The 16,156-nt window shown below is 61.4% G+C and carries 15 protein-coding genes; 7 read left to right on the top strand and 8 right to left on the bottom strand.

Annotation, left to right across the window (positions count from 1 at the left end):
- Nucleotides 1–2: 2 nt before the first annotated feature.
- The 4 genes from DDIC_RS03245 to DDIC_RS03230 are packed head-to-tail and all read right to left on the bottom strand — an operon-like array spanning nucleotide 3 to nucleotide 3,335.
- On the bottom strand, nucleotides 3–476 hold the full coding sequence (locus DDIC_RS03245; RefSeq protein WP_136399120.1) for a response regulator: 474 nt from the start codon (nucleotides 474–476) through the stop codon (nucleotides 3–5).
- A 39-nt stretch (nucleotides 477–515) separates the two neighbouring features.
- Nucleotides 516–1,181, bottom strand: coding sequence for a sensor histidine kinase (locus DDIC_RS03240; RefSeq protein WP_136399119.1), 666 nt, complete (start codon nucleotides 1,179–1,181; stop codon nucleotides 516–518).
- Entirely contained in the window at nucleotides 1,178–1,573 is a 396-nt protein-coding gene (locus DDIC_RS03235; protein WP_136399118.1) for a response regulator, read from the bottom strand. Before DDIC_RS03235 ends, DDIC_RS03240 begins: the two co-directional genes overlap by 4 nt.
- Before the next feature lies 1 nt (nucleotide 1,574).
- The gene (locus tag DDIC_RS03230; protein ID WP_136401001.1) at nucleotides 1,575–3,335 is read right to left on the bottom strand and encodes a sensor histidine kinase; all 1,761 of its coding nucleotides are present in this window, start codon (nucleotides 3,333–3,335) and stop codon (nucleotides 1,575–1,577) included.
- Here DDIC_RS03230 and DDIC_RS14035 point away from each other — a divergent pair.
- Nucleotides 3,303–3,431 (top strand): hypothetical protein, encoded by a 129-nt coding sequence (locus DDIC_RS14035; RefSeq protein ID WP_282097277.1) that lies wholly within the window; start codon nucleotides 3,303–3,305, stop codon nucleotides 3,429–3,431. The two genes, DDIC_RS03230 and DDIC_RS14035, sit on opposite strands and share 33 nt — an antisense overlap.
- Here DDIC_RS14035 and DDIC_RS03225 read toward each other — a convergent pair.
- Both DDIC_RS03225 and DDIC_RS03220 read right to left on the bottom strand, forming a co-directional pair.
- Nucleotides 3,428–3,856 (bottom strand): DUF1634 domain-containing protein, encoded by a 429-nt coding sequence (locus DDIC_RS03225; protein ID WP_136399117.1) that lies wholly within the window; start codon nucleotides 3,854–3,856, stop codon nucleotides 3,428–3,430. The two genes, DDIC_RS14035 and DDIC_RS03225, sit on opposite strands and share 4 nt — an antisense overlap.
- A gap of 36 nt (nucleotides 3,857–3,892) precedes the next feature.
- Nucleotides 3,893–4,825, bottom strand: coding sequence for a sulfite exporter TauE/SafE family protein (locus tag DDIC_RS03220; protein ID WP_432612327.1), 933 nt, complete (start codon nucleotides 4,823–4,825; stop codon nucleotides 3,893–3,895).
- A gap of 1,544 nt (nucleotides 4,826–6,369) precedes the next feature.
- On the opposite strand from DDIC_RS03220, the gene DDIC_RS03215 reads away from it, so the two are divergent.
- Entirely contained in the window at nucleotides 6,370–6,825 is a 456-nt protein-coding gene (locus DDIC_RS03215) for a hypothetical protein (RefSeq protein WP_136399116.1), read from the top strand.
- 133 nt (nucleotides 6,826–6,958) lie between these two features.
- Here the strand turns inward: DDIC_RS03215 and DDIC_RS03210 are convergent, their stop codons facing one another.
- Together DDIC_RS03210 and mgtE are read right to left on the bottom strand one after the other, a co-directional pair.
- Nucleotides 6,959–7,645 carry a response regulator gene (locus tag DDIC_RS03210; protein ID WP_136399115.1) on the bottom strand — a complete coding sequence of 229 codons (687 nt, stop codon included), beginning with the start codon at nucleotides 7,643–7,645 and terminating at the stop codon, nucleotides 6,959–6,961.
- Between the two features lie 100 nt (nucleotides 7,646–7,745).
- On the bottom strand, nucleotides 7,746–9,206 hold the full coding sequence (gene mgtE, locus DDIC_RS03205) for a magnesium transporter (protein WP_247647534.1): 1,461 nt from the start codon (nucleotides 9,204–9,206) through the stop codon (nucleotides 7,746–7,748).
- A gap of 410 nt (nucleotides 9,207–9,616) precedes the next feature.
- Between mgtE and nadC the strand changes: the two genes are divergently transcribed.
- The 5 genes from nadC to DDIC_RS03180 all read left to right on the top strand — a co-directional run bounded on the left by nadC (nucleotide 9,617) and on the right by DDIC_RS03180 (nucleotide 16,154).
- Complete coding sequence (gene nadC / locus DDIC_RS03200; protein ID WP_136399114.1) at nucleotides 9,617–10,501, top strand: carboxylating nicotinate-nucleotide diphosphorylase; 885 nt, start codon at nucleotides 9,617–9,619, stop codon at nucleotides 10,499–10,501.
- 146 nt (nucleotides 10,502–10,647) lie between these two features.
- Nucleotides 10,648–11,694 carry a quinolinate synthase NadA gene (nadA, locus tag DDIC_RS03195; RefSeq protein WP_136399113.1) on the top strand — a complete coding sequence of 349 codons (1,047 nt, stop codon included), beginning with the start codon at nucleotides 10,648–10,650 and terminating at the stop codon, nucleotides 11,692–11,694.
- Between the two features lie 10 nt (nucleotides 11,695–11,704).
- Nucleotides 11,705–13,303: an L-aspartate oxidase gene (gene nadB / locus DDIC_RS03190; protein WP_136399112.1), complete on the top strand. Its 1,599-nt coding sequence runs from the start codon at nucleotides 11,705–11,707 to the stop codon at nucleotides 13,301–13,303.
- Nucleotides 13,304–13,418: 115 nt separating this feature from the next.
- Nucleotides 13,419–14,969 carry a hypothetical protein gene (locus DDIC_RS03185; protein ID WP_136399111.1) on the top strand — a complete coding sequence of 517 codons (1,551 nt, stop codon included), beginning with the start codon at nucleotides 13,419–13,421 and terminating at the stop codon, nucleotides 14,967–14,969.
- Between the two features lie 3 nt (nucleotides 14,970–14,972).
- Complete coding sequence (locus DDIC_RS03180; RefSeq protein ID WP_136399110.1) at nucleotides 14,973–16,154, top strand: class I SAM-dependent rRNA methyltransferase; 1,182 nt, start codon at nucleotides 14,973–14,975, stop codon at nucleotides 16,152–16,154.
- Nucleotides 16,155–16,156 lie beyond the last annotated feature (2 nt).

Here is a 16,156-nt window from a genome sequence, read left to right as displayed (position 1 = left end):
ATCTATTTACCGTGTTCTTCCATCACGTCTTTTTCATTCAAGACATCTCTGGCAGAGTCAAAGTCGCCGCATTCGGCCAGCGAAACGGCCACCATGGCGTTTTCGAGCTTGTCACGGTAGGCCATGCGGATGCTGTTGAGCAGTTCGTCAATGTCCATGGGCTTTCTGAGGAAGTTGTACGCGCCCATGCGGTAAGCGGTCTGCTCTTCGGCATCGCCGCCATGACCGGTAAGAATGATGACCTGCACCTGCGGATTGCTTTTTTTGACATTGCGCAGCACTTCAAAACCGTCCATGCCGGGCATGCGCAGGTCAAGCACGATAACGTCGGTGGGCTTTTCGACAGCCTTGAGTGCTTCGGGGCCATCGTAGGCAACCCGCGCTTCAAAGCCGCGCATGGCCAGGCGCTCCGACAGCGTGTCCACAAACTGCTTTTCGTCGTCCACCAGCAGGATTTTGATGTCTTCCTTGGTCATGGAATACTCCTTGAAGGCCCGGCAACATGCCGGCGCCAGTTATTCGCCTTCGCTATCGCAGGCCGAAATGGAAAGGAAAAATCTTGGCCCGGCGTCACGCCAGGGCATTAGCACCGCCCGCCAGCCAGGGTGCAGGCCGTCGAGCATGGGGCTGCCGGTCATGGCCGCAAGGGCCATCTCCCGGTTGGCGCCCTCCAGCGCTTCGACAATGATGCCTTCATCTTTTTGCCGCCGGCCAGCGGTGAGGCGCAGGTTTACCTGCCCGCCTACCGAGGCGCAGAGGTCAAACACTTCCAGCAGAGAGCGCAGTACGGCCAGCGGCGGCACGTTGGCCCACACGGGTTCGCCGGTTTCGCCGCAGGTCAGGCATATCTGCGCCGCGCGAGCCTGTCGCGCCGCCAGCAGGCAAAAACTGCGGCATACCCGCGCAAGATCGCACGGCCCGGCTCCGCCCGGCTCCATACCGCCTGCCTGCGCCATATAGTCCATGGCCTCCGAAAGCGCCGCGCCCTGAATGATGGAACGCTGCACCTCGCTCAAGGCCGACGAAAGACGCTCTGCCCCCGGTGCCGAAACTGCCTTGCTGCCCGCGAGAGAGGCAAGATCCTGCGCCAGACCGGCTGATTCGCGTATTACGGCCAGCACGTTGCGCATGTCGTGAACGGCTGAGGCCAGCAGTCGTGCCATGCACTGACTTTCATTCATGGCCTGCCTCCCTCGGTTGCGCATTCCTTGCCTTCACGCGCCGCTGCCTGCAGCGTTTCCAAAAAAACATTGAAGCTCAGCGGTTTGGTCAGGCAGGCAAAGGCCTGCGCCACGGGGCTGATGCCATTGTCATCCACCGCCTCGTGCCCAGTGAGCAGGATAACCGGCAAATCAGGATACAGCACCTTGAGGCGGCGCAGCACCTCGTCGCCCGCCAAACCGGGCATGAAAAGATCAAGCACGACGACATCGGGTTTTTCAGGCGTGGCCGCCTGCAGGGCGCTGATGCCGTCATAGACCACATAGGGCGCGTATCCGCGTAGCGAAAGGCGCTCGGCCAGGGTATCCACAAATTCTTTTTCGTCGTCAGCCAGAAGGATGCGCAACGCCATTCTACACCTCCACAGCCACATCGGGCGGAGTAAGCGGCAGGGTTATGCTGATGGTGCTGCCCCGTCCTTCTTCGCTTTGCACGTGTATTTCGCCGCCAAGCTTACGCACTATGCCGTAGGTGATAAACATGCCAAGCCCGGTTCCCTTGTCTTTTTTGGTAGAGTAAAACGGCTCGAAAATGTGCTTGAGCACGTCGGGCGACATGCCCTTGCCGTTGTCCTCCACGCTCACAAGCATATACCTGCCCTGACCCTGACAGCGTATTTTGACAAAACGCTCTTCGCCCTTGGGCCGTTGCGCTGCGCCTTCGCCGCCTGCCAGCGCATCAAGCGCGTTGCCCACGATATTGAGAAATACCTGCTGCAGCTGCCCCCTGTCAGAAATAATTTCCGGCAGGTTGGGCGGCAGATCCGTCTCCAGTTTCACGCCACGGTTCTTGGCCTCGCGTTCAAGGAAGCCCAGAGTTTCCGTGATGACTTCTTCAATATGCAGGGCCTGACGGTTGGCCTCCATGCGCCGGGCAAAACCCAGCAGACGGTGCGTAATGCCGCGTGCCCGTTCAACTGTGCTCTCTATGCCTTCGAGCAAGGCGCTCAGCCGATCCTTGTCCTTGCCGTCGCCGCACACCTTGCCCATGTTCAACAGATCCTGCGCAAGCCCGGCCTTTTCATAAATGACCGCCAGGGGGTTATTGACCTCGTGGGCCACGCCAGCCGCCAGCCGCCCGATGGACGAAAGCTTCTGGTTGTGTTCCATCTGGGCAAAAACAGCCACCCGCCGCTCGTCGCTGGCCTGCAGCCGGTTGACCAGCTGCTGCATGAGCAGGTTTGAAACCATAAAAATCAGGGCGATACCGCCGCACAGCACCAGCAGAAGTTCCGTACTCAGCGACCGCCAGGGACGGATGGCATCTTCTGTCGGTTTGACGGCCAGCAGCATAAAGTCTGTGCCAGCCAGCGAGCACGAGGCGACCATGAGCTGCCTGCCCTTGGCGTCCGTCACCCGGCGCACCACTGTTTCGTGCGCGGCAGGGGGCAGATCGAGGGACAGCTTTTCCAGCGCCTTGCCAAACAGGTTTGAATCTGTCTGCAACACGCCCTCGGTATCGACCAAAAAAACATCGGTATCGTGCTCCGGCCCTACCGTAGAAACCACCTGCTGGATGCGCAGGGTGTCGGTTGCCACGCGCAGGGTCCACGAAACGCCGTTTTCTTCAAGCCGGTGCACGGCCACAACCAGGTGCGGATACCCCCGGTAACCCAAAAAGGCGTTGCTGAGGTAACGGCCCTTGATCTCTGTATCGCGCAACCAGGGTTTGCCTGCGTAATCGACGCCCTTAAGCTTGTACGGCCCCACATACCCCACCTGCTGGCCGTCGGCATCCACAAGCCCCATGTCCACAAAGCCCTGGAACTCGCTCTTCAGGGCCAGAAACACGCGGTTGAGAGTACGCTCGTCCATCAGGTCTTTAAAGGTGTAGGCGTGGGCCAAAAAGCTCACCGTCGAGATGCGCTCGCCAAGATAAAGCTCCAGTGCCGCCTGCGATTTGCGGGCCAGAGCGTACACCGGGCTTTCCATTTCACGCTCAAGGGTTCGCATGTACTGCACGTGGCTTATGCCTGCAAGCAGCAGTAGCGGCGTAACCGAAACAGCCACCATGAGCACGGTCATCAGCCTCCGCAGAGAGCGGTACCGGGCCGGCGACACGGCTTCAGGAACTTCCAGAAGATGCGCGAAGTAGTTTTTTATCTTGGCAAACATGTGCCCTCCAAGGTCTGCGCCGCCGTCAAGCCCGCTGGTGCGGTCAAGCTCCACGGCGGCACGTTCCCCGGCCCCGCAAGGCAAAACCACGATTAATGGGCGCCAGCCACCAGTACGCCCGAAGCCGCAAGGCTGAGCACCAGCACTTCAAGCACGGCAATGATCATCATAATCCACTGCTTTTGCCGCGCAAGCCCAATCGCCAGCTGCACAAAGCAGAAGATGGTGAGCGCCGCAAGAAAAGCGATACCAATGAAATTGCATAGATCGCCCTTGCCCACAAGGGCAAGCCAGCCCCAACCCTGGGGGATATTGCCCGCAGCGCGGTACGAGGCGGCGCTATGGGTCCACAGGCGCGGCATTTCATCCAGGGGAATCTGCGGCGTCATCACGCCAAAGACGTAGAGCGCATAGGTAACCAGCATTGCTACAAAGCCCAGCAGCGCGCCGTAAAACAAGGTGTCGGCATAGCGCAGTTGCGCGGGGGAGGCCTTTATGTCGTTTTTCAGATCAGTGGTCATTTTTTTCTCCCTTCTGTTCAAGCGTATCCGGTGCTATTACCAGCCGAGACCCTTCATGAGGGCCTTGGCCCCGGAGAAGAAGAGCACGCCAATAACCATGTAGCGGATGAACTTGGGCTTGGCCTTGGCCAGCAGCCGCACGCCAACCACAGAACCCAGCATGAGGCCGACAATGGAAGGCACAGCCATGAGCGGGATAACGCAGCCCTGATTCAGATACACCCAGGCGGCAGACGTGTCAGTAATGGAAAGCAGGAATTTGGAAGTGCCCACGGCCACCTTGAGGGGCGCGCCCATGAGCAGGTTGAGCACGGGCACGTTGGCCCAGCCAGCGCCAAGGCCGAACATGCCGGCCATAATGCCGATGGCGATGAACAGCAGCAGCCCGGCCAGGGTGCGGTGGGTTTTCCATTGCACCACTTCACCGGTGCTGGGCTCGAGAAAAACGCCGTTCATGCCAAGAGCCATACCCAAGGCGTCCTGAGTGGTGACCACCGGGCGCACGGAATTTTTGGAAAGCAGCAACAACACGGCAATGCCGAGAATGGTCGCGCCGAGGCAGGTCTGAATGATGTTGGTGGGCAGCGCCAGGCCGAGCATGGCGCCAACGATGGCGCAGGCAGAGGCGATCAGCGCCACAGGCAGGGCGAGGCGCAGGTTGGCGAAGTTACGCCGCAGCAGACCGGGGCCAGCGGCCAGCGCACCCGCGAGGGCCACCAGCAGGCCAGCGCCTCGCACAAAATCGAGGTGAAAGGGGAAAAACCCGCTCACCAGCGGAACAAACAGCACGCCGCCGCCCACACCGGCCATAACGGCGATCACGCCGAGGATGAAGCAGAAAAACAGCAGCGCCACAGGCCAGTACCACCAGGGGTGGTTGTCTATGGCCGCCCCATCGTCCCCTTGCGAAGCAGCCGGGGCGGCGGGAGCAGCCTGCACCGAGGTGTCGGCGCTGGCCACCGTCAGCATGGCCGGGGCCTGCTGAGCGGCATTTTCAGCCTGCGCCGTTACGGCGGCCGCAGCAGGCGCTGGGGCCTTGTCGGCCTGGGCCGATGCCGGGCAAACAAGCCACAGACACAGCGCCATGGGCAGCAGAATGAACTTCACCACAAAATTCTCAGCCCCGCTGTTCGGGGTTCTTTGGAAATCAAAAGCCATTGTTTCCCCCTTGCGGCCTTTTGCCGACGCAAGTTTATTTACGGTTGGCTCACGTTAGGTCGCAACGCCCCGAGGCGCTATCAGGAGAATCCTGATTTGTGAAATAATGCCTAAGGGATTTCCCCAGAGGGGTAAGGGGGGTATTTCGCCTGCGGGGTGAGCTGTTTTCGCCTGCGCGGCGGGCCGTTATTTGAGTTTGCTGCCCTGCGGGCACAGGGTTTCGCCCTCCGGCGAAGTTTGGGACGCCTGCGTGGCGAGCGGTTTTCGCCTGCGTGGCGGGGATGTTTCGTTCCTTCTGCCCTGCGGGCACGCTATTTCGCCCTCCGGCGAAGTTTGGACGCCTGCGCGGCGCGCTGTTTTCGCCTGCGTGGCGGGGATGTTTCGTTCCTTCTGCCCTGCGGGCACGCTATTTCGCCCTCCGGCGAAGTTTGGACGCCTGCGCGGCGCGCTGTTTTCGCCTGCGTGGCGGGGGATGTTTCGTTCCTTCTGCCCTGCGGGCACACTATTTCGCCCTCCGGCGAAGTTTGGACGCCTGCGCGGCGCACGGCAAGGCGGGGCCGGTTATGGGGCTGCGCCCCCTGCGCGGCCCCCCTTGCATCCCCCCCGAACCACCCCCTTGAGGTTTTCAATTACCATAGCTTGACGAGGGCACGCGTCCTGTGCTGCGGGAGCTTCCTTCCCTCGCTTTGCTCGCTCAGGCGATCTCCCTCCGCGACGCGTAAATGCCAGAGTACGCTTTCACTTCGAATCAGATTCCACTTCAGCCGGATACCGTTGATCGGTTTGATTACTGCAAGTGAGCTTTGTACCCGCTCCTGCAGAAAATATTTCAAATACCTGATAAATTTCACTAAAAGTACAAAATAAGTATAGTTGTAACGTCATGTTTACGGCAATTCAGCGCTCCGTGCAGTCACGATCAAACGGCCCGACCAGAAGTCAGAAAATCCTTTCCCCATCAGAAGCAGGTCGTCGAGTCGCCTTCCTTAAACTCGCCGGAGCAACGCGAAGGCGATGGCTGGTGTTGGGCTATTTGCAAAATATGTATTTTCCGGCCTGACAAGGAAACGTCGCGTTTTTGAGCGCAGCGTACTCGTACGTGAGCATCAAAAATGCGACGTTGACGCCGTCAGAGCGAAAAAGACGGGTTTGCGTAAATCAGCCCGACGGGCTCACCCACCCCCGCCGCCGCTAACCTCTTACATGCTTTTGCCTTTCTTGCTCTCTTGCCTTTTCTACCTCGCCCGCCATGGCGCCCAACGTACCTATCGTTCACTTGTCTTTTCCGTCTCGCCACCATCAAAAGCAGGTCGTGGCGTCGCCTTCCTTAAACTCGCCGGAGCAACGCGAAGGCGATGGCTGGTGTTGGACTATTTGCAAAATACGTATTTTCCGGCCTGACAAGGAAACGTCGTGTTTTTGAGCGCAGCGTACTCGTGTACGTGAGCATCAAAAACGCGACGTTGACGCCGTCAGGACGAAAAAGACGGGTTTGCGTAAATCAGTCCGACGGGCTCTCCCACCCCCCCGCCGCAAACCTCTTACATGCTTTTGCCTTTCTTGCTCTCTTGCCTTTTCTACCTCACCACCCAGCCAGCCCCGGGCTGCATTTTGCCTTTGCTGACATCCTTGATCGCAGCAGCCAGAATCAGGCAGATAGCGTACGCGTCAAAAAATCCTTTCACCATCAGAAGCAGGTCGTCGAGTCACCTTCCTTAAACTCGCTGGAGCAACGCGGAGGCGATGGTTGGTGTTGGGCTATTTGCAAAATACGTATTTTCCGGCCTGACAAGGAAACGTCGCGTTTTTGAGCGCAGCGTACTCGTGTACGTGAGCATCAAAAACGCGACGTTGACGCCGTCAGGACGAAAAAGACGGGTTTGCGTAAATCAGTCCGACGGGCTCACCCACCCCCGCCGCCGCTAACCTCTTACATGCTTTTGCCTAGACCTTCACCAGTCCATGCCGGATGGCGATCTTGACCAGATCGCCCAACGAGCCTGCCTGCAGCTTGGTGAGCAGATTGTACTTGTGGGTCTCGACAGTCTTGGGGCTGATATACAGCTCTGCCGCAATGGTCTTGACGCTCTTGCCGTCAGCCAGCAGACGAAAAATCTCTTTTTCGCGCGGCGAAAGCGCCCCCAAATCAGCCCCGCCATCGGCATTGGCGGTGTCGGCGGCCTCGCGCCGCTGGCGCAGCATGGCGGCAACTCGCCCGCCCGGATCGGGAAAACTCAGATAAATCTCGCCTGCGCGCACGCGTTCAATGGCGCGCAGCAGCACGCCGGGCGACTCAGACTTGCGCACATGCCCCATAATGCCCAGGTCGATGAGCTCCGGCAGCCAGCGCTGATCCTCATGCCCGGTGTACACCAAAATGCGGGTCTGCGGCCGCACCTCAAGCACGGCCCGCCCAGTTTCAAGACCGTTCATACCGGGCATGCCAAGGTCGAGCACCAGCAGATGAGGCTGTAGCGAGGCGGCCAGCGCCACGGCCTCGCCGCCGTTCTGGGCCATGCCCACAACCCGCAGATGCCCATAGGGCGCAAGCAAACTGCGCACGCCCTCCATAAGCAGCTTATGGTCGTCCACCAGCAAGATACGGCAGATTTCACCCGGAATATCACCCATAGACACGGCCCCGCGACAGACGCGACAAATGTTTCGGCCAGCTTATAAAGCAGTGGCCGGGGCAGATGCCCCACCAAACGGGCCAAGGGTGACAAATTTTTTATAAAATGAACAGAGAGGCCAGGCCTAAAAAGATAAAAAAACCTGCGCCGTCAGTGATTGTCGTGAGAAAAATGCTCGACGCCTGCGCAGGATCACGCCCAAGCGCCCGAAATATAAGCGGGATAGAGCCGCCAGCCACCGCGCCCAAAAGCATGTCGCACAGAAGCGCCCCGCCCATGACCCCACCTACGACAGCCATGCCGGTAAACCACCAGGCCGCGAAAAAGGCCACCAGAGCCATGGCCATGCCCGTGACGATGCCGATTTTGCCCTCGCGCACCACGGCCATCCAGGCTTTTTTATGGTCAAAGCGGTCCGTGGCCAACTGGCGGATCATAACCGCCAGCGCTTGCTGCCCGGTATTGCCCGCCTGGTTTGCCACCATGGGCATGAGCACGGCCAGCACGGCCATCTGGGCGATGGAGCCCTCGAACATGTACACCACCGAGGCCGACAGGGCAGAATTGATCATGTTTACAAACAGCCAGGGCAGGCGTTTGCACACGCTTTCAAGCCAGGGCGTATCCACGCTTTCTTCCGGGTCCGCGCCCACCATGCCCAGCATGTCGGCGCTGGCTTCTTCGTGCATGATGTCCATGATGTCGTCATAGGTCACCACGCCGAGAATATGCCCCTCGTTGTCCACGACGGGCATGGCCAGAAAGTTGTAGTGCGAGAGCAGGCTGGCCACCTCGCGCTCGTCCGTGTCGTAGGTGACGCTGACAACGCTCTGCCCCGCCACTGCGTCGCCCACAAAGGTGCCGGGCCGTGCAAGCATGAGATCGCGCAGGGATAGTACGCCCACAAGCACCTGCTGCGCGTCCACCACGTAGGCGTAGTACGGGCTTTCCTTGTCGGCCATTTCGCTGCGGATATGGGCTATGGCCTCGTCCGCCGTAAAATTTTTTTCCAGCAGGATAAGCTCGGTGTTCATGACGCCGCCTGCGGAATCCGGATCAAAATTGAGCAGGCTGCGCAATTCTTCGGAATCTTCGCGGTCCAGCTTTTCCAGCAGGGCGTCGCGGTGGTCCTCTTCCAGCTCGTCCAGCACGTCGGCGGCATCGTCGGGCGACATCTCGGCAATAATCTGGGCGGCAACGTCGTCGTCCAGATTTTCCAGCACGTCCACAGCCATGTTTTCGTCCAGCTCGGCCAACGCCTCGGCGGCGTCCTCCTTGGACATGCGGCTCAGGGTGCTGACCTGCTTTTCAAGACTCAGATTCTCAAGGTGGTCGGCCATGTCGGCCGGATGCACAAATTCCCCATCGGCGAATTCCGCCGTGCCGCCGACATCAGGGGCATCGACGTTTTCAGGCGCGCCAGACAATGCAGGGGAGGCGGCATGGAGAGAGGGGGTGCTTTTGGCGGGAGAAAGAGACGGGGGCTCCGCTTGGGGCTGAACGCCGCCGGGCTGTTCCACTGGCTTGGAACGTAAATCATCGTTGTGCAGGTCAGCCATGGCGCGCCTTTATCCAGTCTGTATCCATGAATATCGTCGCGCAGGGCGCAACATGACAAAAGGGAACCGAGCGGTTCCGCCCAACCTGAGGCCGTTCTGGCAGCTGCAAAAACCGCCGGCAGCATTGCGCTGTCCCAGCGGCGGAGCCTTGCGCCCCGCTTGCGCCGCCGTGCGGCAAGGCCGACTGTACTGCACAACGTGGCAGAATGTCGCCAGCCTTACAGGCTTGTGAAAAAACTCATGATGTCCCAGCAGCTTGACGCGAAACACGGGGCATTCTATCTATTACAGCACCCCCGTATCGGGCGACAGCCGCAATCGGGTCATATTTACAGTCTTGCAACGTGCGCAGCATGCGCCCTGACGGGCGAGTTTTCACTTAGCACGCGCAAGAAATGGGGACAAGCGCAATGTTCACGCCCTGGGCCGCATTTTTCTCTCCGGAAGGTCAGCGGCTGCTTCAAAAATCCATCGACCTCGCCCTGGAGGAAGACGGCCCCGAATTGACAGCTCTGGGTCTTTTTGCCCCCGATGCCTCCATGAACGCCGTCATCCGCGCCAAGGAAGACACCCTTGTGGTGGGCCTGCCCGTTATCGGCGCTGTATTCCAAAGCCTTGGCGCACCCTTTGCGTGGCGTGCCATGGTTAAGGAAGCCTCGGCGGTTCCGTCCATGACCGAGGTTGCCCGCATCACCGCACCTGCCACGGCCATGCTCAAGGCCGAACGCGTTATCCTGAATTTCATCACCCATCTTTCGGGCATCGCCAACCTCACGGCCCGCTACGTGCGCGAGCTTGAGGGCACGGGCGTGCGGCTGCTCGACACCCGCAAAACGACCCCCGGTCTGCGCTGGCCCGAAAAATACGCAGTTCAGGCGGGCGGCGGGCACAACCACCGCAAAAACCTGACCGAAATGCTTATGCTCAAGGACAACCACATTGATGCCGCCGGTTCCATTACCGCTGCTGTGGCCACGCTCAGGGCGCAGTATACGCCCTGCCCGCCCATCGAGGTGGAGTGCCGTACGCTCGACCATGTGCGCGAGGCCGTTGCAGCCAGGGCCGACCGCATCATGATGGACAACATGGACGGCGAACGTCTGTCGCAGGCGCTTGCCCTTGTGCCCCAGTCCATCGAAACCGAAGTCAGCGGCGGCGTGCGGTTGGATACCATACGCGCGCTGGCGCTGACAAAGCCGCGCAGGCCCGACTTTATTTCGGTAGGGCGGCTGACCCACTCTGCAGTATCGGCTGATTTTAGCATGACGCTGCTGGCCGTGCAGGCGGACGCGTAATTTCCGTGCTCCGCCGCCCGGTTGCCTCGCGCACGACGCCAAACCATGGCAACAGTACGGCGGCATTGCGACAGCACCGTGACATCCCCGGAACAAAATTCCGCTTCCGCCACATATTTTCCATTGCCTGCTGAGGAACCACACATATGCAAGACACAAGCGCAGCCATCACATCCCTGAAAAAACAGCTGGGCGCGGATTTGTGCATTATGGGCCACCACTATCAAAACGACGCGGTGGTGCGCCACTGCGACATCACCGGCGATTCGCTGGAGCTTGCCAGGCGCGTTCCCGGCATTGCCGCGGGTCATATTGTTTTTTGCGGCGTGTACTTTATGGGCGAATCGGCGGCGCTGCTGGCCAAACCCGGCCAGAGCGTGCACCTGCCGAGCCTTGACGCCGACTGCCTCATGTCGCGCATGACGCCCGCGCCGCTGGCCCGCAAGGTGCTGGAGCAGCTGGCAGCCGCCGGTCGCAAGGTTGTTCCGCTGGCCTACGTCAACACAGACCTGGCCCTCAAGGCCGTGGTGGGCGAGTTTGGCGGCGCGGTCTGCACCTCGGCCAATGCCAAGACCATGCTGCGCTGGGCGCTGGATCAGGGCGACGGCGTGCTCTTTTTACCCGACAGACACCTTGGCAACAATACCGCCGAGGCTCTGGGCATCGGGCGGCATGAGCGCCACGTGCTGCGCATAGGCGCGGGCGGGCTGGTGCAGCCCGAAAGCCAGCCCCTTGACCGCAAACTGCTGCTCTGGCCCGGCTGCTGCGCCATCCACGCGCGTTTTGAGCCCGAAGACGTGGCGGACATGCGCGCCCAATACCCCGGCTGCCGCGTCATCGCCCACCCCGAATGCAGGCAGGAGGTCATCGAAGCCTGCGACGGCGCCGGTTCCACCTCGTACATCATCAAGGAAGCGGCCCGCGTTGCCGCCGAAGCTCCGGGCTCGACCCTTGTTGTCGGCACGGAAAACAACCTCGTATATCGTCTGGCCCAGCGCCATGCGGCGCAGTGCCGCATTTTGCCCCTTGGTCACGCTGTTTGCGGCAACATGGCCAAAGTCACAGAAAAAAAGCTGCTGGCCACCCTGCAAAGTGTTGCTGCCGGAGCAGCCTCGCCTCTGCACATAGAGGAGAAACTCTGCCCCCCCGCCCGTCTCTCCCTAACCCGCATGCTTGAAGCATGCGGAAACTGAGGTTTGCGCCGTGAATTCTATCCGCCGTCATGTGCCCGTCCTCATCATCGGCTCCGGCGTTGCCGGGTGCACCGCTGCGCTAACGCTGGCCGATTCCGGCTGCGACGTTCTACTGCTCAACGCTGGCGACAGGCTGGCCGACGGCAATTCCGAGCTTGCCCAGGGCGGCATCATCTATCAGGCGACGCCAACGCCGGAGCACCTGTCTGACGCGCCCGCGCTCGAAAAAGACATTCTGGTTGCTGGCCACAATTACAACTACAACAAGGCCGTCAATTACCTGTGCGTCCAGGGGCCGGTATGCGTTGACGAGGTGCTGATCAAGCGCGCCAAGGTTCCCTTTGACCGCAACGAAGACGGCACCTTTAACCTCACGCGCGAGGGCGGGCACTCCCTGCCGCGCATCCTGCACTGCGCCGATTATTCGGGCCGCGCCATCATGGACGGCCTGACCGCGCAGGTGCTGGCTCACCCGCGCATCACGCGCCTGCACCGCCGCGCCGCCATCGACCTTTTGACCAGTCACCACCACGCCAGGGCTTCGCAATACCGCTACGAAGTGCGCAACCGCTGCCTTGGAGCCTACGTGCTCAACGAAGAAACCGGCGAGACGGAAACCATCCTGGCCGACTGGACAGTGCTGGCCACCGGCGGCGTGGGGCAGGTCTTTTTGCACTCGACCAACTCCCCAGGCTGCGTCGGCACGGGCGTGGCCATGGCCTTTCGCGCCGGCGTCGACCTTGCCAACCTTGAGTTCATGCAGTTTCACCCCACGGCGCTGTATGAGGAACGCAGCACCCGCCGCTCGCTGATCACCGAGGCCATGCGCGGCGAAGGCGCGCGCCTGCTGGACCACAAGGGCCGCTCCTTTATGCGCGACCACGACCCCAGGGGCGACCTCGCCCCGCGCGACGTGGTCGCCCTGGCCATGATGGACGAAATGCTGCACAACGGCGCGCCCTGCCTGTATCTGGACGTGAGCGGCGTCGAGCAGGATCTGCCCACGCGCTTTCCCACTGTGTACGAAAAATGCCGCGAGGCGGGCATCGATATTCTCAAGGAGCCCATCCCCGTGGTTCCGGCGGCCCATTATTTTTGCGGCGGCGTGCTCACCGACGTGCATGGCCGCACCTCGCTGCACGGCCTGTACGCCATTGGCGAATGCGCCTGCACCGGATTGCACGGGGCCAACAGACTTGCCAGCACCTCCCTGCTTGAGGCATTGGTATGGGGCGTCAGCAGCGGCAAGGATCTGGCCCACCGCGTCGTGGCCGAAAGCGGCCTGCCCAAGGCGCTGGCCGCATCCATACCCGACTGGCAGCACGAGGGCGACGAACGCAGGGACGACCCAGCCCTGGTGGCCCAGGACTGGACCAATATCCGCAACACCATGTGGAACTACGTGGGCATCGCCCGCACGGAGGCGCGACTGCGCCGCGCCTTTGAGGACATGCGCGACCTTGTGCGGCACATCCACGACTTTTACAAGCGCACGCGTATTTCGCGGCGTTTGGTGGATCTTTTCCACGGGTCGCAAACATCGTACATTATCACGCAGGCGGCCCTGCGCAACAAAGAGAGCATCGGCTGCCACCACCGGGCGGAATAAAGTCGCGGCAAAGCCGCCCCCTGCGCCACGGCGCAAACTCTGAACATCTGTCGCCACGGCTGCTAAGCCGTGGCGCGCGGTTTGATCGCAAAGTTCCCAAGCTGGAGAATTCTGAATGAAAAAAGCATATCTGGCCGCCGCTGTTGTTATTCTGGTTGCAGCGGGCGTCGTGGGGCTCATTTTGGGCCTGAGCCCGCTGGTGGAAGGACAGGTGCAGCGGGGCATCCAGAGCATCGGCATCTCCGGCGACGGCATATCCACGCAGGCGGGGGTGGACAGGGTGGAATTCTCGCCCCTTTCGCGTACGCTCAAGCTGTATGGCCTGCGCCTGCGCGGCGAAACGCCCCAGGGGCCCATTTCGTACGAAGTGGCCGAGGTCTCCCTGCGCATTCCGCTGCGTATGCTGATAGCCTACACGCCGCTGCGGCCCGTGGCCCTCAAGGATGCAGGCATGATGCCCGTGGCCGAAAACATCGTGCTGCGCAACCTCGCCCTGCGTACGCCCGAGGTTCGCGCCTCGGTGCAGCGGGAGGAAATAAACGAGCTGCGCAGCGAGAGCGAGCTGGTGGGCCGTTTTCTTGACGGCGCGCCCATCGACGCGCTGGCTGCCTCGTACCTCATGGGCGCGGACAGGGCGCAGAGCTATTTTCTGAGCGTAAACATGCCCGGCAAGGACGGTCTGGCCCAGCTGACCGTCAAGGAATCGCTGGTTGCGGGATGGAACGGCCCCGCCATCGAGCAGATGCGCATCGACGACATGCAGAGCCGCCTCAATGGCCGCGAAAGCATGCGCATGGCAAGTTTTGAGGCAAACGGTCTTACCCTGCCCGATATTGGCCTGCTGCACCGCCTCATGGACGCCGCCGCCATGGGCGAGGACGACATGGACGCAGCCGTCAAAACCCTTGGCCCTATTGTGGAAGAAATCCTTGCTGCCGAGCCGCCCCTTGTCAGGCAGGTACGTGCCGAGGGCATGGCCTTTGCCGTGGAAAACGGCGTCGCGACAGTGAGCGGCGCGGGGTTTGACTGGCTTTCCAACACGCCGCGCCACACCACAAGCTATATCCGCGATCTGGCGGCCCCCCGTCAGCTGCTGCAGGAGCTGTCTGGCCTTGTCATGCCCGACCTCAAGGCCGACATGTCCTTTGAAAGTCTGGCCCTGAGCACGGCCTCGCACAAAAAGACCATTTCCATCAAGGCCGACAGCCTTACCGACGTGAACTGCTCGCTCACGCTGTACGACGCAGGCGCCATGAGCGGCAGCGAGCAGGCCCTGCTGCTGCAGAGCTTCAGCGATCTGCAGCTTACGGTGAAAGACCGGGGCGCGCTTGCCTGGCTGGGTCTCAACCTTTCGCCCAACGGGCGCGCGGCTGCGGCAAGCCTGCACCACAGCCTCGACACTGGGCTGGAGTTGAACCCTACCCCGCAAAACAAGGCCATCCGCGAGGCCCTGCTGACCTTTGCGCAGCGCCCCGGCCAGCTCGAGGTTACAAGCGCGCGCGGCCAGCGCATCGGCATTTTGCAGCTGCTGGCCGCCCTCAACGACCCCGGCACCCTCTTTTCATGCAGCGCCGTTCCCGGCAAGCAGACGCTTGAAGAACAGATCAACGCCCTTGCGGCCCAGGCCGCCCAAACATCTGCCCCCGCCGAAGCAGCGGGAAAGTAACCTATGCGCAAACTCTGGCTCAAAAAAAATGAAGACCGGCGCGTGCGCGCTGGACACCTGTGGATTTTTGCCAACGAGGTGGACGTCAAGCAAAGCCCGCTTACCGACTTTACCCCCGGCGAGGCCGCAACCCTGTGCGACTGGCGCGGCGCACCGCTTGGCAGCGTGTGCGTCAACCCGGCCTCGCTTATCTGCGCCCGCCTGCACAGCCGCAGGCCCGATACCGAGCTGGACGAACCCCTGCTTGCCCAGAGGCTCCAGTCCGCCCTGAATCTGCGCCAGCGCCTCTACCCCGGCCCCTGGTACCGGCTGTGCCACGGCGAGGGCGATTTTTTGCCCGGCCTGGTCATTGACCGTTACGGCGATCACCTCACCGTGCAGGTCACCACGGCAGGTATGGAACAACGCCGAGAGGCGCTGACGGAGGCCCTGCGCACGCTTGTGCAGCCAACGTCCATACTCTGGGCCAACGACCTTGCAGCGCGCGGGCTCGAAAACCTCTCGCGCGAGCAGCAGAGCGAAGGCCCGCTGCCCGAAAGGCTTGAAGTGCCCGAAAACACCTGCCGCTTTTACGCCCCGTGCGCCACAGGGCAAAAAACAGGCTGGTTTTACGACCAGCGGGCCAACCGGACGGAGCTTGCCCGCTACGCCGCCGACGCCGACGTGCTGGATATTTTCAGCTATGTTGGCGGTTTTGGCGTCAGCGCGGCTGCGGCAGGCGCCCGCTCCGTCACCTTTGTGGACGCCTCGGCCCAGGCCCTTGCCTTTGCGGAAGAAAACGCCAGGGCCAACGCCCCCGGCTGCGAGGCCCAGATACTGTGCGGCGACGCCTTTGACCTGCTGCGCCAGCTGCGCGACGAGGGCCGCCGCTTTGAGGTGATCAGTCTCGACCCGCCAGCCTTTATCAAACGCCGCAAAGACGCCGCACTGGGGCTGGCCGCCTATCGTCAGGCCAACGATCTGGCCGTGCAGCTGCTTGCACCGGGGGGCATACTTGCCACATCCTCCTGCTCGCACCATCTTGAGGCCCAGGCCCTGCGCGGCTGCTTGACGCAGGCCGCCGCCAAGCGCAAACTGCATGCCCGTATTTTATTTGCCGGGGGGCAGGGGCCGGATCATCCCATCCACGCCGCCATGCCCGAAACGGCCTATTTGAAGTGTTTTATCGCCCAGGTGGGCGCTTAACC

Source organism: Desulfovibrio desulfuricans, assembly GCF_004801255.1.
Classification (GTDB): Bacteria; Desulfobacterota; Desulfovibrionia; order Desulfovibrionales; family Desulfovibrionaceae; genus Desulfovibrio; species Desulfovibrio desulfuricans_C.
The sequence above is the reverse complement of the archived record's forward strand: the minus strand, read 5'-3'. Positions and strand labels throughout refer to the sequence as shown.